Here is a 19,943-nt window from a genome sequence, read left to right as displayed (position 1 = left end):
TGGTATTGTTCATGAAGTTTTTAGAAGCACTTAATTTTAGCTGGCACCGTAAATTACCGGTTATGCAACAAACGCAGGCAACGGAATGCGGCCTGACCTGCGTCGGCATGATTGCCAACTATTTTGGTCACGGCATTGATATGGTCACGCTGCGTAAGCGGTTTCCTACTTCGCTAAAGGGAGCAACGCTGGCGGACGTGATGCTGATTGCGCATCAGCTGGGAATGGCCGGCCGGGCGTTGCGCCTTGAGCTGGACGAGCTGGGCAAGCTGCGTCGTCCCTGCATATTGCACTGGGAAATGAACCATTTTGTAGTGTTGAAAAGCGTCTCGAAAGAGAAGATAACCATTCACGATCCAGCCAGAGGCAAGCGTGATATTCCGATGGAGGAAGTTTCACGCTGCTTTACCGGCATTGCGCTGGAACTGTTGCCCGGCGCCACTTTTACCCGCGTGCAGGAAAAGCAATCCATTTCCATGCTAAAGCTTATCGGTAACGTCACCGGGATCCGTTCGGCTTTTGCGCAGGTTTTAATTTTGTCGGTAGCGCTGGAACTCTTTGGCATCCTGATGCCCTTTTATATGCAATGGGTGATGGACCAGGTTTTAGTGTCGGCGGACTATGATCTGCTGACTCTGCTGGGCAGCGGTTTTATTATCGTTACGCTGTTAAGCGTCTCTATTTCGGCGCTGCGATCCTGGGTAACCACCTGGTTTTCAAGCCTGCTTAGCGTGCAGTGGACGGCGAACGTTTGCTCGCAACTGCTCGGCTTGCCGATGTCCTATTTTGAAACGCGGCACGTGGGCGATGTGCTTTCACGCTTTGGCTCTATTGGCACCATACAAAATACGCTAACCGGGCGCTTTATCAGCTCTATTCTTGATGGCGTAATGGCGATTGTCACGCTGGGTATGCTGTTTATTTATAATGTTAAGCTGGCCTGGCTGGTGCTGGCTCTGCTGGCGGCCTATACCTTTATTCGCTGGATTTCATTTCGTCCTTTCCGTCAGGCCAATGAAGATCAGATTACCGCTTCGGCGCGTGCGCAGTCGCAGCTGCTGGAGTCTATTCGCGGCGTGAAGGCGGTTAAGCTTAATAACAAACAGGAAATCCGCGTCGCGGCCTATGCCAATGCCTTGGTCGAAAGCACCAATAAAGGCGTGGTAATACAGCGTTTATCAATCAGTTTTAGCGCGATACAAAGCTTAATCTCAGGTATCGGGCGCATCGTTCTGATATGGATGGCGGCCTTAGAGGTGCTGGAAGGACATTTTACCAGTGGGATGCTGGTCGCTTTTATCAGCTTTTCCGATCAGTTTATCGGGCGCGCTTCAGGGCTGGTTGATGCGGTTATCGATTTCTCCATGTTGCGTCTGCACGGTGAACGTCTGGCTGATATTGTGTTAACCGAGCCGGAGGCCGATATGGAAACGCTGTTGCCTGCGGTTACCCGAGAGAACAATGCGCCGCCCTCGCTGACCATTAACGATCTCTGCTTTCGCTATGCGGAAACGGAGCCGTACGTTCTTCACCATTGCACGATCTCCGTGGCCGCCGGCGAGTCGGTGGCGATTATCGGCCCTTCCGGGCAGGGAAAAACCACGCTGGCCAAGCTGGTGATGGGCTTATTGAAGCCGGAGTCAGGCTGTATAGAAATAGACGGCATCGATATTAAAAAGCTGGGCATGCGTAACTATCGCGATCGCCTTGGCTGCGTAATGCAGGACGACATCCTGTTCGCCGGTTCCATTTCCGACAACATCAGCTTTTTCGATGCCTCTCCCGTGCAGGAAAACATAGAGTCTGCCGCAAAACTGGCGCAAATACATGAAGATATATCCGCTATGCCGATGGGTTATCATAGCCTGGTAGGCGATATGGGCTCTTCCTTATCGGGCGGCCAGATTCAACGCGTGTTATTAGCAAGGGCGCTTTATCGTCAGCCGTCGCTGCTTATTCTTGATGAAGCATCCAGCCATCTTGATGTTGAACGCGAACGTAGTATTAATGAGGCGATAAAAAATATGCCCGTAACCCGAATTATCATTGCTCATCGGCCTGAGACTATCTGTAGCGCTGACAGGATTATTTTGTTAAATCAGGGTGGCGTAATGGAAATCGATAAAAGCCAGTATGCGCTTTTAATTAAAGGTGCAAGTTAATTTATCAACCAGTACAAAGCCTTAAATATGCCTGCTTCGCTGGCAACGATAATTTTACAGCCGTTAAACATCGCGGCTGATTAGACCATCCATTATTAATAATAGACCGTTTACTATTGTTGTTGTTCCCTTCTGTAAATATTATTCAAACGCCAGAAATGCATTATGAAAAAATTATTATTCGATATTTAACTAAGATTAAAAAAGGAGTTTTTATGCGACATTTAACATTAAGCGAAGTTAACCAGGTTTCAGGAGGCGATTTCTTCGAGATGGTAGGCGCAATAATAATCGGTAGCGTTGCCGGCGCCTCTTCCGGCATATTAAAAGCAGGTACGGTGGGTGGAAATAGCGGCGGTATCCTGGGGGCTGGTATCTTCGGCGGCGCTGGCGGCGCGCTTATTGGCGCGATTACCGGCGGTGTACAGGGAGCCCTGTATGGCATGATAAACAGCTGGGATAAGACCCTGGAATGGTTTAATAATACTGCTGAGCAATGGTTTGATATGATTTCACCATTGCCGAAGTAATAGTATATTTCCCGGTCGGTTTTTCCGGTTTATTAATAGCGTTTCAGGTAAGTTAAATAGTGAATTCGCTATTGATGCCGGTTAACAGAACGAATTATAGGTTTGGCCGGGAAAATAGTTAATGAATTATTTTTTAATGTGGAAAACTCCATTTTTATTTAAGGTTGTTACCGTCACTGCGGCAACGGGTATCGTCAATATGCCCGTTGCCGAACTGTTATGGTTCCCTGTGTTGAATAAGTCAGTATTTATGATTAAGTCATTGAATAAATTTTGATGGGGTATTTTTCATTATTTTGGCTTAATGCATAACGCGAGGAAATCAAATGGTTTTATTTACGCGTAACTTATTTGTCACTCAAAATAAAATGGAGTTTAAAATGCAAAAAACGTTATTAGGTACAGCGATTGCGCTAACGGTTTCTGTACTGGCGCTTCCGGTCAGCGCGGCGGACGGGACAATCACTATCAATGGCAAACTGACGCAGCAGACCTGTACCGTGAAAATTAATAACGGTACAGCAGATGCTGTAATTAGCCTGCCTACATTGTCCACGTCTGCACTGGATGCCGCAAAAAAAGTGGCGGGCAGAACGGCTTTTACTATGAACCTGACGGGATGTACGCCAGCTTCCGGTAGCGTACGTGCCTATTTTGAACATGGCCCAACGGTTGATGCCGCATCCGGCCGTTTGAATAATATGCAGACCACCGACGCTGCGAAAAATGTTCAGATTCAGCTGAGAGATAACGATGAAAATGATGTGTATGTTGGTAATACCAGCCAGCGTACTAATCCAGCCACCGATGTGTCGGCTGCCGGCACGGCCGATTTGCTCTACAGCGCTTACTATTACGCCACCGCCCCGGCGGAAGCCGGTGGACTGGCGACGTCTGTAACCTATTCTATTGATTATCAATGATTCGCTTTCCTGCCAGTTGATAAAAATGCAGGAGCCACGCTCCTGCATTTGTTCAGTTTTGTAATATTTAGCCTCAGGAACAGCACCAGGAATGAATATAAAATTTTTTTTACTGCTCCTTTCCGGCCTGTTGTTAAACGCAACGTCCGCCGTGGCCGGAATTGTAATTAATAGTACGCGTGTCATTTATCCTGAAGAAAAAAGTGAGGTTACCGTACGGCTGGAGAGCCAGAATGATTACTCATCTCTGGTTCAGTCATGGATCGATAGCGGGAATAAAAATGAAGAAATTAAAAATATTAAGGTTCCCTTTATCCTTCTCCCTCCTATTACGCGCATCGAGCCGCATCAGGGTCAGACATTGCGTATTAGCTATCTGGAAGAAGGCTTTACTCTGCCCACAGACAGAGAGACGGTTTTTTGGTTAAACGTTTTGGATATTCCGCCTAAATCGTCAGGCAACGCTGAAAATTTTCTACAGATGGCGATCCGTACCCGGATCAAACTTTTTTTCAGGCCAAAATCCCTTCAGGATATTTCTCCGGCCCAGGCTGCGGAAAAGCTGGTCTGGCGTTTAGTAAAAGATAATAAAAAAACCGTGCTTGAGGCAGAAAATAGTTCTCCTTTCCATATTTCAATCGCGTCAGTAGAAACTAATTTAAGGGGAGAGAACCTCAGAGCCGAAGGACAGATGATTGCTCCTTTTTCTAAGGCTGTTTACGCTTTTACGGGTAATAAGTTCACTCTGAGTAAATTTAAATACGTTTATATCAACGATTACGGGGCCAGCGTGCCGATAGAAAGAGAAATTTAGCCTGCTTAAATAATCAAACATAATAAAGGGAATTTTTATGTTAACTTTTTCTTTCTATCATGGATACAGTCGTTATAAGAAAAATAGCGTGTTCTCCTCGGCATTTATCGCCGTTATAGGCTGTACATTGCATGCCCCTGCCGTGGCCGAAGTCTCTTTTGATCCGATATTTCTTAACCAGGCCGCTGGCGATCATATCGACATTACCCGTTTTAACGGTGAATTTAAAATTCCGCCAGGTATCTATGCCAGCGATATTTATTTGAATAACCAGCTGCTGGGGCGGGAAAATGTGATTGTTCGCGATAAAAAAGGAGAGTCGGTCATCTGTTTTAACCAGACTCTGGTTAACCTGACCGGGTTTCGTATAAACCTTCTTTCATCAGCGCAGCAGAATACCCTGCGTCAGAATAATAACTGTACGGCGCTGGAAACGCTTCAGCCCTCGTCCAGGGCGCGGATGACGCTTGCCGATATGCGTCTTAATCTGCAAATACCGCAGGCGTGGCTTAGCCGAGTCGCTCGCGGTTATGTTGATCCTGAGCTATGGGAAGATGGCAGCAACGCGCTGTATGCCAGTTACGATAATAGCTACTTCAAACAGGAGTCAGGAAGGTTTGACTCGGAATCCTTTTACAGCAAGCTGGGCGGCAGTATCAATATCCACGGCTGGATGTTTCGTCATTCTGGCGCATGGAGATGGAACAAAAATAACGGCAGCAGCTATTCCGTTTTTAGTAATAACCTACAGCGGGATATTACTCCACTGCGTTCCAGGATTTTAATCGGCGACGCAAACAGTTCGGGAACCATGTTTAACTCATTTATGTTCAGGGGAGTAAGGCTTGCGACCTCTGATCAGATGTTGCCTGACTCCCAACGCGGTTACGCTCCCGTGGTGCGCGGTATTGCCCAGACCAATGCGCGCGTACGGATTCGGCAAAATAACGCCCTGATTTATGAAACCACGGTGCCGCCGGGCGAATTTGCTATCAATGATATTTATCCCTCCGGTTATGGCGGCGATCTTAGCGTAACGGTTACGGAATCTGACGGACGGGAAACGGAGTTTATAGTGCCCTATGCGTCCGTTTCGGAAATGATCCGCCCAGGCAGCTACCGCTATAGCCTGCTGTTGGGCACGCTGCGTAATCAAAACGTCAGCTACACGCCCAAAGTGTTTCAGGCTACCGTTCAGTACGGCGTAAACAACTGGCTCACTGGCTATAGCGGCCTGCTGGGCTCCGGTGATTATCTCGCTGGCCTGGTTGGCGGCGCCGTCGGCACATCGATAGGGGCTTTTGCTCTGGATGCGACCAGTTCCCGCTTTGATGATGGCATCAGCGCGCAGAGTGGCGTTAGCGTTCGGGCCAGCTACAGCAAATTTATTTCAGCAACCAATAGCTCTGTCTCCATTGCGGCTTACCGCTTTTCTTCCTCCGGTTATCTTGATTTAACCAGCGCCACGCAGTTAGTGGATATACATCAGAAAGCGGATCGGATAGGGGGATCGCAGCTAAACCGGCCCCACAATCGTTTATCCCTCACGCTAAATCAGCGGCTGGGCGAGAGCAGCGGCAATATTTATACCAGCGGTTATGTAGAAAATTACTGGGACAGGCAAGGCAGCGACGTGCAGTATCAGCTGGGTTATACCAACCGTTTTCGTTTAGTAAATTACGGCATTAGCATTAATCGCGCTAAAACCGCCACCTACAGCGAAACGCAGTATCTTCTCTCTTTCTCCCTGCCGTTGGGCCGGGGATCTCATACGCCATATGTTAACAGCTATACCACGCGCAGCGATGAAGGTGTCTCAACCCAGCTGGCATTAAGCGGCGTGCTGGGTGAAAAAGATCAGGTCGATTATAACGTTGGCGTAACGCGTGAAGATAACGGCGACAGCTCAGGGAATATATCGGGTTCTTATCGTTTCAAAAACACGCAGCTGAAAGCCAGCTACGCCAGAAGTAAAAACTATCGCTCTTATACCGCCGGGATGAACGGCAGCTTTGTGATGTTGCCGGATGCGCTGATCGCCAGCCCTTATAACGGCGACACGCTGGCCGTGGTTCAGGCGAAAGGCGCAGCGGGCGCGACGATTGAAGGTTATCCGGGCGTAATCATCAACGATGCCGGCTATGCGCTGGTTCCGTATCTCACGCCTTACCGCATCAATAAAATCGCGATTAATCCCATCGGGATGCCGCTAGACGTCGAGCTGGAATCCACGGTTAAACAGGTGGTGCCGCGCGCTGGCGCGATAGTAAAAGTGAATTATCCAACCAGGCAGGGCAACGCGCTATTAATTCAAGCGCGGCTGCCGGATGGTGAAGCCTTGCCCTTCGGCGCCAGCGTAAAAACCGAAGACGGACATGATGTGGGAGTCGTTGCCCAGGGAGGAAAAATGTATATCCGCCTGGAGGAGAGTATGAAACGTTTACAGGTTAGCTGGGGACCGCATAGCCGCTATACCTGTTTATTCGATGTTAATCTGCCGGAAAAGACAAATAAAAGGCAACGTCGTTTTCAACGTTTTAATACGACCTGTCACTACCCGACACCTACTGTCAGGCAAGAAGCATTAGCAAAATCAGCGCAATAAGGCTGGCGCTGGATTTGGGAGAAAATAATGAATGAATTAACTAAAAAGTGTTCGTACAGTACCTGGCTTTTACTGCTGGCTTCCTGCTTTATCAGCAATATAAGCTATGCTACAAACGTTCGCTGTGGCCCTGACTCAAATATTTCCAACAGCGTTACCGCCTTTGACTTTAATAAATTGCCTAATCAAATACCCAATACGGTGCCTGTGGGTACAACAATTTATGATGTCACTATGGATCTTGATTTATGGTGTGCTAAAGAAATTAATAGCAGCACGGTAACGTCGGGCAGGGAAAAAATATATATTAATCGGGACACTATTGATAATGCATTAGGGAGTGATAGTGGATTGGCATTTTACGTCACGATTAATGGCGAAAGGAGCAAGGACACTAAGAGCTATGACAGCGGTTATTCTACAGATGCGGTTTTTGCAAACGGACTACCAACCTCATACTATACAAAAATCAACGTTACCGTACGTATCGAGTTAGTGAAAATCGCAGAAAATGTAGCTTTCTCTCCGTTTCGTAACGATGTCTGGTTATTTTCAATTGGCGATGCGGGCACCGGCTATATGCGCTATCGGGCCACTAACGTTAGAAGCCTCTCTTTTTCTTCTTTTACCTGTAATACAACGACGCCGAATATCCACCAAACATTGCCTGGCCTGAATGTTGCCGATCTGCCGATCAGGGGTCGGGCGGATAATTATGTTACCGACTTTGCCGTTTCGCTGCAGTGTAACGGCAACTTATGGAGCACGCTCTCTATTAATATGGCATTCAGCGGTACGCCGGTTGCAGGATTAGAACGCAATGGCGTTTATCCGTTTCTTGACCGCTCCGGCAAGGTGGCTGAAGGCATAGGATTTCAGTTATTACATCAGGACAGCACCGGGGCATTTATTGAAACCGGAAATAATGAATGGTTTAAAATAGGTGATTTTCTTTCCGGCAATCAACTATTAAACGTTCCTTTAAGGGCTGCCTATTACAGAACAAACGAAAAGGTCACGCCGGGAGAGTTAACGGGGTCCGTAACCTATACCATTGATTATATGTAGCGCTATTTAATAACGGCTTGATTTTTATTATTCCCAGGCGGCAGGATGTTTATGGATAGAGAAGAACGCACCTGCAACCGCCTTATTATTCATGGTTAAAATAGATATACAAAGGAATGACTATGAGCAGAAAATATTTGCGTTGCTTTCCTTTCACCGATGACGGCGCAGGTAATGCTTGCCTGCTACTCGCGCTGCTGCCTTTTTCAGCTGGCAGCGCTTCGCTCTGGCATGAAACCAGCGGAAATCGTACGGAGGTGACCACAGGCTACGCCACTCAGGATCCGAATGATTATCCCCTGTATGTCTCAGGCGCCGGCAGCGAACTGGTGGTTAAACCTTCTCTGAGCTTTCATAGCGAAGCCACTTCAACGGCTCTGGTTGAAAATAAGGGAACGCTGACCATACAAGGGGCCAGCTTAAAAAATAACGCTACAGGCCGACCCGCGATTAAAGTTTCTTCGGCTTACCTTAATATCGATAACAGCAGCATTAGCACTTATCAACGTAATTCTTATGGCGTCGTTGTCAGCGGTGACTCGGTGGCCAATATCAAGAATACCGCTATTACGCTGTCAGAAAACAGCGGTTATGGCGTTGAGGTGTTGGATAATTCAACTCTGGTGGCCGATGGATTAAAAGTCGATATTAATAGCACCTCCGTTTCGGCGGGCGTGACGTTAAACGGTAGTGGAGCAACGGCCACGATCACGAATAGCCTGTTTAATCTCGGAGACGGCACGGTAGGCTATGCCATCCAGCAAAACCTTGGGGAATTAAACGCGGATGGTTTAACCATTATAGCCAAAGGCCAAAGCGGGGGGGTGCGTATCGGTGACTGGGGGCCAATGACCCGAACGATACTATCAAACAGCTATATTCAGGTGGAAGATGACTATGCTCTGCTGATTCGTAACTCGCACTCAGAACTTACTAACGTTGAGGTTATCACCACCGGCGATAATGTCAGGGCGCTGGATATTAATAAGAACGCCAACGTGACGGTTAACGGCGGTAGTTATACCACCCACGGAGAGTATGCCGATGCCCTCTGGCTGGCAAATGAAGATACACAGCTAACCATTAGCGACGCCTCGCTAACCACCACTGGAAATACCGCCCATGCCCTGAATGGGCTGCAGGGCACGGCGGTGGCGGACGGCGTTACCTTAACCACCTCCGGGATGCGGAGCTATGGCATCTATACGGGAGATCAGGCCACCGGTAATAACCTCACCATTAACACAACTGGCTATCGTAGCAGGGGCGTTGTTAGCGAGCTGGGCGGCCAGCTTAATATCACCGGCAGCACCATTAAAACCTACGGCGAGTTGGCTTCCGGCATGGGGGCTTTTAGCCAGGCGACCGTAACGGCCAGCCGGATGAACGTGACGACGTATGGCGACAACGCCAGCGCTCTGCTCACGCAATCAGGCAACATATTGGTTGATAACAGTAATGTAACCAGCGCAGGGAATGCGCCGGCGCTGATTGTCAAAAGCGATTCTGCAACCAGCAATAATCCCGCAGCGCAGCTTAATCAGGTACGGCTGGATAGCGTTAGGCTGACCAGCGCGACGCAGGAAGCCATTAACGTTACGGCGGCCCGGCTTAAACTGCAGGCCAGTAACGGCACTTTCCTGCAGGGAGGCAATCAACAGCTGTTAAACGTTGTTACGGTTAACGATGCCGGAAAAGGCGCCGTTTACGCTTCCCACGTCGAACTGGAGGCAAACAACCAAACCATCCTGAACGGCGATGTGAATGTCGATCCGGGCAGCACCGCCTCGCTGATATTACAGAATAGCTCACAGCTTACCGGGGCGGTAAATAATGCGGATATAGCCGTTTATTCCCATAGCCTGTGGCAAACGACTCACGCTTCGTCAGTACAGAATGTTATCAACCAGGGCACCATCGCCTTTAAGCGTGGAACCGCTGGCGACGATCTGATCGTTGCCGGTAATTACGCCGGTAATAACGGTACGCTGATTTTTAATACCTATTTGGGCGATGACAGCGCGGCGACCAACAGGCTTATCGTGAACGGCAATAGTTCAGGATCGACCTGGGTTAAGGTACTTAACGCGGGCGGAACCGGCGCTAAAACGCTTAACGGGATTGAGCTGATAGAGGTTAACGGCTCGTCTGAAGGCGAGTTTGTCCAACAGGGACGTATTGTTGCGGGCGCGTACGAGTATCAGCTAAAGCGAGGTGCAGGCACCCATACCGGTAACTGGTATTTAATGAATTATGCAGCTAATGAAGCACCTGTGTTTCGCCCCGAAGCCGGCGGCTATATCGCTAACAGCGCGGCTGCCGCCACGTTATTTAACCTTAGCCTGTATGATCACCTGGGTAACCGCAGCCAGAGTGATAGCGACCGGCAACGCGAAACCAGCTTATGGCTACGTCAGACGGGAGGACACAGCCGCGCCCGGATAGCGGATACGCTGGAAGCGCAAGGCAATCGCTATACCGTACAGTTAGGCGGCGATCTGTGGCAGCTGGCGCAAAAAGATGGCCGTTTACATATTGGGCCGATGATGGGCTATGGCCGCCAGGCAACCAATATCCGTTCAACCCAGAGCCACTACACCGCCAGCAGCACGATTTCTGGCTACAGCCTGGGCGCTTACGCCACCTGGTTTGCCGATCAAAACAGCGATAGCGGACTGTGGCTGGATAGCTGGCTGCAATATAACTGGTTTACCGGCAGCGTAGCGGGGGAAGGGTTACGGGCGGAAAAATATCATATGCAGGGCGTCAGCACTTCACTGGAAGGCGGTTATATCTGGAAGGCGCTGGAGCGAGAGGGTAATAACCAGCGGCGCTACGGTTTTTATCTCCAGCCGCATGCGCAGGTTATTTTTAACGGTCTGAAAACCGTGCGGCTGACTGAGCGAAACGGTACGCAGATAACCAATAAAAATAACAATTTAATCAGCCGTATCGGGGTTCGCGGCTGGATAGCGGAATCGAAACAGCCCGGCGAGAGCAACCTGAAGCCCTATGTCGAGCTCAACTGGCTGCATAATAGCGATCCTTACCGGGTGAATCTTAACCAGCTTAATGTGCAGCAGAACAGCGGACGCAATTTAGCGGAGCTTAAAACCGGCGTGGAAGGAAAAGTAAGTGATAACTTTCAGCTCAACGGCAGCGTTACTCTGCAGCAGGGGCGCTACCACTATCAGGATGCCAGCCTGATGCTGGGCGCGAAATATAGCTTCTGATAACGTTGCCAAATAAAGAGACGCCGGACAGGCAGCTGCCCCGGCGTCTTTTTTATCGCTAAGCCCTTTGACGATCGCCAGCTGACGTTCAACGGCGCGCTTATTTACCAATACAGAAGCTGGAGAAGATGCGGCCCAGCAGATCGTCAGAGGTAAACTCGCCGGTAATTTCACTCAGCGCCTGCTGCGCCAGCCGCAGCTCTTCAGCCAGCAGCTCGCCCGCCCAGGCCCCTAACAGCTGCGCTTTACCCTGCTGTAAGTGAGTGTCCGCTAACTCCAGCGCCTGTAAATGGCGACGACGGGCCAGGAAACCGCCTTCCATATTGTCGTTAAAGCCCATGCTTTGCTTAAGATGGTCACGCAGAACGTCCACTCCTGCGCCGGTGCGGGCTGAAAGACGAATAAGTGAGTGACCATTTACTTCCGTCAGGCCGAGAATTTCACCGGTAACGTCAGCCTTATTACGCACCACGGTAATCGGCAGCGAATCCGGCAAACGGGCAATAAAGTCTGGCCAGATTGCGGCGGGCTCCGTGGCATCGGTGGTCGTGCCATCCACCATAAACAGGACGCGATCCGCCTGTTCAATCTCCTGCCAGGCGCGCTCAATGCCGATACGTTCGACTTCATCGCTGGCATCGCGTAAACCGGCGGTATCAATGATATGCAGCGGCATTCCATCGATATGGATATGTTCGCGCAATACGTCACGCGTGGTGCCGGCAATATCCGTCACGATGGCCGCTTCGCGACCGGCCAGCGCGTTCAGCAGGCTTGATTTACCGGCGTTAGGGCGTCCGGCAATAACCACTTTCATCCCTTCACGTAGCAGGCTGCCCTGGCGCGCTTCCGCGCGCACCGCGTTCAAATCCTGCATAACGGCGTTCAGCTGCGCCTCGATTTTGCCGTCCGAAAGAAAGTCGATCTCTTCATCGGGGAAGTCGATAGCCGCTTCCACATAGATGCGCAGGTGAGTAAGTGCTTCCACAAGGTGATTAACGCGCATAGAAAACGCGCCCTGCAAAGAATTCAGCGCCGAGCGGGCGGCCTGTTCAGAGCTGGCATCAATCAGGTCGGCAATGGCCTCGGCCTGCGCCAGATCCAGCTTATCGTTAAGGAACGCGCGTTCAGAGAATTCACCTGGCCTGGCGATACGCACGTCGGGTAAAGCGGCAATACGCTTTAACAGCAGATCGAGAATAACCGGGCCGCCGTGTCCCTGTAGCTCCAGCACATCTTCGCCGGTAAAGGAATGAGGGCCAGGAAACCAGAGCGCAATGCCCTGATCGAGAATGCTGCCATCCGCGGCCTTAAACGGCAGATAGTCAGCGTAACGCGGCTTCGGCAGTTTACCCAACAGCTGCCGGGCTACTTCTGCCGCTTTGCTGCCGGAAATACGCAGAATACCCACGCCGCCACGTCCTGGCGGTGTGGCCTGGGCGACAATCGTATCGTTGTGGCTCATGGAAACTCTCTCAATACGGTAATAAAAAAGAAGGTCTGTTGACCGCCTCAGATAAAAGGTGTCTGCGTGGGGAGTGCTGGCCGATCGTAAAGTCGCAAAAAACGCCGTCCCTGACAGCTCGGCCTGCGCCGTCCCTGGCACAGGGCGCTTTACTCTTCTGCCTGCACTCCCCGCGCCTTGAGTTTGTTCGCTCGTTAAATGACCGTCGCGTCAATTATGATGACCGGACGGCGACAAATAAACAGGGGCGGTAAAATCCGCCCCTGTTAGGTTCTGCCTGAAACTGAATAAACTCAGGCCGTTACGCTTTCTTCTTGTCGCGGCTGTGCAGCCCGCGTTTTTCCAGGCCGCGATAAATCAGCTGCTGCTGGATAATGGTCACCAGGTTGCTGACGATATAGTACAGCACCAGACCTGACGGGAACCACAGGAAGAACACCGTAAAGATGACCGGCATAAAGGTCATAATCTTCTGCTGCATCGGATCGGTGACGGTGGTCGGCGACATCTTCTGAATGAAGAACATCGTTACGCCCATCAGGATCGGCAGAATGTAGTACGGGTCCTGTGCGGCGAGATCGTGGATCCACAGTGCGAACGGCGCGTGGCGCAGCTCTACCGAGCCCATCAGCATATAGTAAAGCGCAAGGAAGATCGGCATCTGGATAACCAGAGGCAGACAGCCGCCCAGCGGGTTAACCTTCTCTGATTTATACAGCGCCATCATTTCCTGGCTCATACGCTGCTTATCATCACCCAAACGCTCACGCATCGCCTGAATTTTCGGCTGTAGCATGCGCATCTTCGCCATTGAGGTGTACTGCGCTTTGGTCAGCGGGTACATGATGCCGCGTACGATAAAGGTGATAACGATAATCGAGAAGCCCCAGTTACCGATAAAGCTGTGCAGGAACTTCAGCAGCTTAAACAGCGGCTGAGAAATAAACCACAGCCAGCCGTAATCAACGGTCAGGTCAAGATGCGGAGCAATCGCCGCCATTTTGTCCTGAATTTCCGGGCCAACCCACAGCGTAGCCGCCAGCGTTTGCTGCGCCCCTGGCGCAACCGCTACCGGCGCTGACTTGTAGCCTACTGCCGCCAGTCCATTGCCCAGGCTGCTGGTATACAGCGTATTCGCACCGGCGGTACGCGGCACCCATGCGGTAGCAAAATACTGCTGCAGCATAGCCACCCAGCCGTTGGAGGTGGAGGTATTCAGGTTTTCGTTATCAGCAATTTTGTCAAACTTATACTTTTCATATTTGCTGTCGCTGGTGGAGTACGCCGCGCCACGGAAAGTATGCAGAGCAAAGTTATTGCTGCCGGTATCGCGATGCTTCGGCAGATCGATAGTCTGCTTCAGCTGACCAAACATCGCCACTTCCAGCGGCTGCTGGGTGGTGTTGTTGACCTGATACTCAACGTTGATGGCATATTCGCCGCGCTTCAGCACAAACGTCTTGGTATAAACCGCGCCGTTTTCTGCGGTGAACGTCATCGGGATACGCAGTTCGCTCTGTCCGTCAGCCAGCTGGAAGCTATCCTGAGTAGTGTTATAAAGCGGACGCGCGCCGTTATTCGGATTATCCGGCCCATTTCTGCCGGTCAGGCCGCTCTGCGCCTGATACAGAAAGGCTGGAGTGGTTTCCAGTAGCTGGAAAGGCTGAGAAGAACCCAGTTTATCCGGGTAAGTCAGCAGCTGCGCCTGTTCCACATCGCCACCACGGGTATTGATGTGCAAAGACAGGACATCAGTCTTAACGGTGATGGTTTTGCCCTGACCGCTGGCAGGCACACCCTGATTAGCGGCATCACCGGCTACTGTCGTGTTTTGCGTGGTCTGAGTTTGCTGCGGCTGCGGAGCGTGGTCCGTTTGCCAGGCTTGCCAGATCATGAAAGACACGAACAGAAAAGCGATGAGAAAAAGATTGCGTTGCGAATCCATCGTTAATGTTCTCTGTTATCGTCGGTTTTTGGCGGCACCGGATCGTCACCACCCGGGTTTAAAGGGTGGCATTTTAATACGCGTTTAACCGTCAACCAACTGCCTTTTATCATTCCGAACCTGCGCAATGATACAACTCCATATTGCGAGCAGGTCGGGTTAAAACGGCAGTGTGGTCCCAGAAGAGGGCTAATGACGCGTTGATAAACGCGGATCAGCGCTATCAGGAGCCGCGCGCCAGGCGACAGTGACGACGCCATAATTTCTCCAACGCTTCCATTAGCGCACGGTTATCGAGATCGGCGACCCCTTTCTTGGCCACGATCACAAAATCCATCGCAGGGAGTTCGTGTTGGCGCAGGCGAAAGCTTTCGCGGGTCAATCGCTTGATCCGGTTACGCTCATGCGCACGCTTAACGTTTTTTTTCGCGACGGTAAGACCGATACGGGGATGCCCCAGCGAATTAAGGCGGCCGAGTATGGTGATTTGCGGCGTGCCAGCCCGTTGTGGCTGCTGGAAGACGAAAGTGAAATGAGTGGGAGTTAGCAAACGTAACTCCCTGGGAAATGCGAGCTTAACCACTTATGGGTTAGCTTTATTACTTAGAAACGGTCAGACGAGAACGGCCTTTAGCACGACGACGTGCCAGAACCTGACGACCATTTTTAGTTGCCATACGAGCACGGAAGCCGTGAGAACGGTTGCGCTTCAGTACGGACGGTTGAAAAGTGCGTTTCATGGCGGTTTCTACCTAAACTTGAAAAATTTCACGTGGTGACGCGTACCCGGTTCAGTAAAACGACCGACGCCTCAGTGTGTCTTTAATAAAGAGGCGGGATTGTAATAATTGTACAGTCCGGAGTCAATTTACTTCGCTTATTGCGCGCGCCTGGCTGCCCGAATCGACCTGCAAATCCTGTCGAAATCGACAAGGCGCATCACGCCGGGACGAGAATTATACGGAGTCCATAATAAAGCGCAAGGATCGCGCGGGATCTTCTGCCGATCGTTTGCAGCAATATTGCGATAATAACGTGACGGCCGCCGGAAATTTACATCAAGGTGCGCGATCCTGCATCTCTTTCATTCAGCCTGGAGTAAACTTAGCCTCGTTCAATGCCTGTGGATAAAATGGATCAAAACTGTGTAGAAAGTGAAGATCTCTGTCTCGCTTTGCGCTATGATCCGCCCTTCCGCTAACGATCCTCTCTGCGATCGGGATCGGAGCAACCGCGGACAGCGGTTCGTATGTCTGTCACTGGCATGCGTCAACAATGATGATTGATCTGTTTCAGCGCCTATTTTCTTATCGATTTTGTTCGAGTGGAGTCCGCCGTGTCACTTTCGCTTTGGCAACAGTGTCTTGCCCGTTTGCAGGATGAGCTACCTGCCACTGAATTCAGCATGTGGATCCGTCCGCTACAGGCTGAACTGAACGACAATACGCTGGCCTTATATGCCCCGAATCGGTTCGTACTCGACTGGGTAAGAGATAAATATCTCCATAATATTAACGCCCTGCTAAATGACTTCTGCGGCACCGAAGCGCCGCAGCTGCGTTTTGAGGTGGGCAGCAAGCCGGTGGTGCAGACAATGCCGCAGGCCACCATGACCAGCGCCAGCGTGGCAGCGCCGGTGATGGCAAGCATACCGCCAACGGCGCCGGCAGCGCGCCCCAGCTGGGATAGCGTTCCCGCTCCCGCAGAGCGCTCGTGGCGTTCGAATGTCAACGCCAAACATAACTTTGATAACTTCGTCGAAGGTAAATCGAACCAGCTGGCGCGCGCGGCGGCGCGTCAGGTTGCCGATAACCCCGGCGGCGCCTATAACCCGCTGTTTCTGTATGGCGGCACCGGCCTGGGTAAAACCCACCTGTTACACGCGGTAGGCAACGGCATTATCGCGCGTAAACCGAATGCAAAAGTAGTTTACATGCATTCAGAGCGCTTTGTGCAGGACATGGTAAAAGCGTTGCAAAATAACGCGATAGAAGAGTTCAAACGCTATTACCGTTCGGTGGATGCGCTGCTTATCGATGATATTCAGTTCTTTGCTAATAAAGAGCGCTCGCAGGAAGAGTTTTTTCATACCTTCAACGCGCTGCTGGAAGGCAATCAGCAAATTATTTTAACCTCAGACCGCTATCCTAAAGAGATCAACGGCGTGGAAGATCGCCTGAAATCACGCTTTGGCTGGGGGCTGACGGTAGCCATCGAGCCGCCGGAGCTGGAAACGCGCGTGGCGATTCTGATGAAAAAAGCGGACGAAAACGATATTCGCCTGCCGGGCGAAGTCGCCTTCTTTATTGCCAAGCGCCTGCGCTCTAACGTGCGTGAGCTGGAAGGGGCGCTGAACCGCGTGATTGCCAACGCCAACTTTACCGGCCGCGCCATTACCATCGACTTTGTGCGCGAAGCGCTGCGCGATCTGCTGGCGCTGCAGGAAAAGCTGGTCACCATCGATAATATTCAAAAAACGGTGGCGGAATATTACAAAATCAAGGTGGCTGATTTGCTGTCTAAACGCCGTTCGCGCTCGGTTGCGCGCCCGCGTCAGATGGCGATGGCGATGGCAAAAGAGCTGACAAACCACAGCCTGCCGGAAATCGGTGATGCTTTCGGGGGTCGCGACCATACTACCGTGCTGCATGCCTGCCGTAAAATCGAGCAGCTACGTGAAGAAAGTCACGACATTAAAGAAGATTTTTCAAATTTAATCAGAACATTATCTTCCTGACGCTATGAAATTTATTGTAGAACGTGAGCAATTACTTAAACCGCTACAGCAGGTAAGCGGCCCGTTAGGCGGCCGTCCGACGCTGCCCATCCTTGGCAACCTGCTGCTGCAGGTGAATGATGGCAGCCTGTTGCTGACCGGTACTGATTTAGAAATGGAAATGGTGGCGCGCGTAGCTTTAACGCAGCCGCACGAGCCGGGCGCGACCACCGTACCGGCGCGTAAGTTTTTAGATATTTGCCGTGGCCTGCCGGAAGGCGCGGAAATCAGCGTGGTGCTGGAGGGCGACAGAATGCTGGTGCGCTCAGGGCGCAGCCGCTTTTCGCTTTCCACCCTGCCCGCCAGCGATTTCCCCAACCTTGATGACTGGCAGAGCGAAGTTGAATTTACGCTGCCGCAGGCGACGCTGAAACGTCTGATTGAGGCGACGCAGTTCTCAATGGCGCATCAGGATGTGCGTTACTACCTTAACGGCATGCTGTTTGAAACCGAAGGGGAAGAGCTGCGTACCGTTGCCACCGATGGCCACCGTCTGGCGGTGTGCTCCATGCCGGTCGGCCAGTCGCTGCCGAATCATTCGGTGATCGTACCGCGTAAAGGGGTTTCCGAGCTGGTACGCCTGCTGGACGGCGGCGATACTCCGCTGCAAATCCAGATCGGCAGCAGCAATATCCGTGCGCACGTCGGCGACTTTATCTTTACCTCCAAGCTGGTGGATGGCCGTTTCCCGGACTATCGTCGCGTGCTGCCGAAAAACCCGGACAAAACGCTGGAAGCGGGCTGCGATCTGCTGAAGCAGGCGTTTGCGCGCGCCGCTATCTTATCCAATGAAAAATTCCGCGGCGTGCGTCTTTATATCAGCCAGAACCAGCTGAAAATCACGGCGAACAACCCGGAGCAGGAAGAAGCGGAAGAGATCCTTGATGTCACCTACGGCGGCAGCGATCTGGAAATCGGCTTTAACGTCAGCTATGTGCTGGATGTGCTGAACGCGTTGAAATGCGAAAATGTGCGCCTGCTGCTGACGGATTCCGTCTCCAGCGTACAGATTGAGGATGAAGCCAGCCAGAGCGCCGCTTACGTCGTGATGCCGATGCGTCTCTAGTTAACCCGGTGCGCTGGAGCACATTCTCCAGCGGCCAGGCTCCGTTCAGGCACAGCAAAAGGTCGGCTGGAATGATTCGCTCTGATGGCGTTTTTGCCGCAGCTGACGCGGGTTCAGCCCTTGTAAATTGCCGGTTCATCCCCATATTGTGATGACAAGTAAGCCTTTGCTTATTGCCCGTGCGATAAGCTGCGATAAGCAAAGGCAGCCTTGAGATAAGGCGCCTGCTGTCACTCCATCTCTTTGGATTATTTCATGGCTTTAACCCGCCTGCTGATTAAAGACTTCCGTAATATTGAGCAAGCTGACCTGGCGCTGGCGCCGGGCTTCAATTTTCTGATTGGCGCTAACGGCAGCGGTAAAACCAGCGTGCTGGAGGCCATTTACACGCTGGGCCACGGGCGCGCATTTCGCAGCCTGCAGGCGGGCCGCGTTATCCGTCATGAACAGGACGCGTTTATTCTGCATGGCCGGATTGACGGAGCCGGGCGGGAAACGGCGGTGGGCCTGACGAAAAACCGTGCCGGCGACAGCAAGGTGCGTATTGACGGCAGCGATGGCCATAAGGTCGCCGAACTGGCGCAGCTGCTGCCGATGCAGCTGATTACGCCGGAAGGCTTTACGCTGCTGAACGGCGGGCCGAAATACCGACGCGCCTACGTTGACTGGGGCTGCTTTCACAACACGCCCGGTTTTTTTCTGGCGTGGAGCAACCTGAAGCGTCTGCTGAAGCAGCGCAACGCCGCGCTGCGTCAGGTATCGCGTTACCAGCAAATTGAACCCTGGGATCGCGAGCTGGCGCCGCTGGCGGAACAAATTAGCCGCTGGCGCGCAGAATACAGCGCAGCGATAGCGGCGGATATTACCGCCACCTGCAGCCAGTTTTTACCGGAGTTTGCGCTGGATTTTTCTTTTCAGCGCGGCTGGGATAAAGAGAGCGACTACGCCGAACTGCTGGAGCGGCAGTTTGAGCGCGACCGGGCGCTGACCTATACCGCCAGCGGTCCCCATAAGGCTGATTTTCGTATTCGCGCCGATGGGACACCGGTTGAAGATTTACTGTCTCGCGGACAGCTGAAATTACTGATGTGCGCGCTGCGTCTGGCCCAGGGTGAATTTCTTACCCGGCAAAGCGGACGCCGCTGCCTCTACCTGATCGATGATTTTGCCTCCGAGCTGGATGAGAGCCGTCGCCGCCTGCTGGCGGACCGGCTTAAAGCCACGCATGCCCAGGTTTTTGTCAGTGCTATCGGTGCCGATCATGTCATCGATATGACTGACGAAAAGGGCAAGATGTTCCGCGTAGAACAGGGTAAAATAGCGGTTCAACCTGAAGATTAAATGAGCGAGAAACGT

General features: G+C 51.7%; 15 protein-coding genes. 10 read left to right on the top strand and 5 right to left on the bottom strand.

Annotated features, from left to right (window positions below):
• The first annotated feature begins 11 nt into the window (after positions 1-11).
• The 7 genes from COO59_RS13425 (at position 12) to COO59_RS13395 (ending at position 11,335) form a co-directional block, all read left to right on the top strand.
• Positions 12-2,162 (top strand): peptidase domain-containing ABC transporter, encoded by a 2,151-nt coding sequence (locus COO59_RS13425; protein WP_103060293.1) that lies wholly within the window; start codon positions 12-14, stop codon positions 2,160-2,162.
• Positions 2,163-2,278: 116 nt separating this feature from the next.
• The gene (locus COO59_RS13420) at positions 2,279-2,692 is read left to right on the top strand and encodes a hypothetical protein (protein WP_240614139.1); all 414 of its coding nucleotides are present in this window, start codon (positions 2,279-2,281) and stop codon (positions 2,690-2,692) included.
• A gap of 380 nt (positions 2,693-3,072) precedes the next feature.
• The gene (locus COO59_RS13415; protein WP_103060337.1) at positions 3,073-3,615 is read left to right on the top strand and encodes a fimbrial protein; all 543 of its coding nucleotides are present in this window, start codon (positions 3,073-3,075) and stop codon (positions 3,613-3,615) included.
• 91 nt (positions 3,616-3,706) lie between these two features.
• Entirely contained in the window at positions 3,707-4,429 is a 723-nt protein-coding gene (locus COO59_RS13410) for a fimbrial biogenesis chaperone (RefSeq protein WP_103060292.1), read from the top strand.
• A 37-nt stretch (positions 4,430-4,466) separates the two neighbouring features.
• Entirely contained in the window at positions 4,467-7,034 is a 2,568-nt protein-coding gene (locus tag COO59_RS13405) for a fimbria/pilus outer membrane usher protein (protein WP_103060291.1), read from the top strand.
• A 27-nt stretch (positions 7,035-7,061) separates the two neighbouring features.
• Entirely contained in the window at positions 7,062-8,102 is a 1,041-nt protein-coding gene (locus tag COO59_RS13400; protein ID WP_103060290.1) for a fimbrial protein, read from the top strand.
• A gap of 122 nt (positions 8,103-8,224) precedes the next feature.
• Complete coding sequence (locus COO59_RS13395) at positions 8,225-11,335, top strand: autotransporter family protein (RefSeq protein ID WP_165786518.1); 3,111 nt, start codon at positions 8,225-8,227, stop codon at positions 11,333-11,335.
• 100 nt (positions 11,336-11,435) lie between these two features.
• Here the strand turns inward: COO59_RS13395 and mnmE are convergent, their stop codons facing one another.
• The 5 genes from mnmE to rpmH form a co-directional block, all read right to left on the bottom strand.
• On the bottom strand, positions 11,436-12,800 hold the full coding sequence (gene mnmE, locus COO59_RS13390) for a tRNA uridine-5-carboxymethylaminomethyl(34) synthesis GTPase MnmE (RefSeq protein WP_103060288.1): 1,365 nt from the start codon (positions 12,798-12,800) through the stop codon (positions 11,436-11,438).
• Positions 12,801-13,101: 301 nt separating this feature from the next.
• Complete coding sequence (gene yidC / locus COO59_RS13385; protein ID WP_103060287.1) at positions 13,102-14,745, bottom strand: membrane protein insertase YidC; 1,644 nt, start codon at positions 14,743-14,745, stop codon at positions 13,102-13,104.
• Between the two features lie 2 nt (positions 14,746-14,747).
• A complete protein-coding gene (gene yidD, locus COO59_RS13380) occupies positions 14,748-15,005 on the bottom strand; it encodes a membrane protein insertion efficiency factor YidD (protein ID WP_103060286.1) in 258 nt (85 codons plus the stop codon).
• A complete protein-coding gene (gene rnpA, locus COO59_RS13375) occupies positions 14,969-15,328 on the bottom strand; it encodes a ribonuclease P protein component (RefSeq protein WP_103060285.1) in 360 nt (119 codons plus the stop codon). Before rnpA ends, yidD begins: the two co-directional genes overlap by 37 nt.
• Positions 15,329-15,344: 16 nt before the next feature.
• Positions 15,345-15,485, bottom strand: coding sequence for a 50S ribosomal protein L34 (gene rpmH, locus COO59_RS13370; protein ID WP_003849659.1), 141 nt, complete (start codon positions 15,483-15,485; stop codon positions 15,345-15,347).
• Between the two features lie 596 nt (positions 15,486-16,081).
• On the opposite strand from rpmH, the gene dnaA reads away from it, so the two are divergent.
• The 3 genes from dnaA (at position 16,082) to recF (ending at position 19,928) form a co-directional block, all read left to right on the top strand.
• Positions 16,082-17,482, top strand: a complete 1,401-nt coding sequence (gene dnaA / locus COO59_RS13360) for a chromosomal replication initiator protein DnaA (RefSeq protein WP_205960868.1) — start codon at positions 16,082-16,084, stop codon at positions 17,480-17,482.
• Positions 17,483-17,486: 4 nt separating this feature from the next.
• A complete protein-coding gene (dnaN, locus tag COO59_RS13355; RefSeq protein ID WP_103060283.1) occupies positions 17,487-18,587 on the top strand; it encodes a DNA polymerase III subunit beta in 1,101 nt (366 codons plus the stop codon).
• Positions 18,588-18,842: 255 nt separating this feature from the next.
• Complete coding sequence (gene recF / locus COO59_RS13350) at positions 18,843-19,928, top strand: DNA replication/repair protein RecF (protein WP_103060282.1); 1,086 nt, start codon at positions 18,843-18,845, stop codon at positions 19,926-19,928.
• The last annotated feature ends 15 nt before the right edge of the window (positions 19,929-19,943 follow it).

Source organism: Mixta theicola, from assembly GCF_002895925.1.
Taxonomy (GTDB): Bacteria; Pseudomonadota; Gammaproteobacteria; order Enterobacterales; family Enterobacteriaceae; genus Mixta; species Mixta theicola.
Note: the sequence above shows the minus strand (reverse complement) of the source record. Positions and strands in the feature narration are given on the sequence as shown.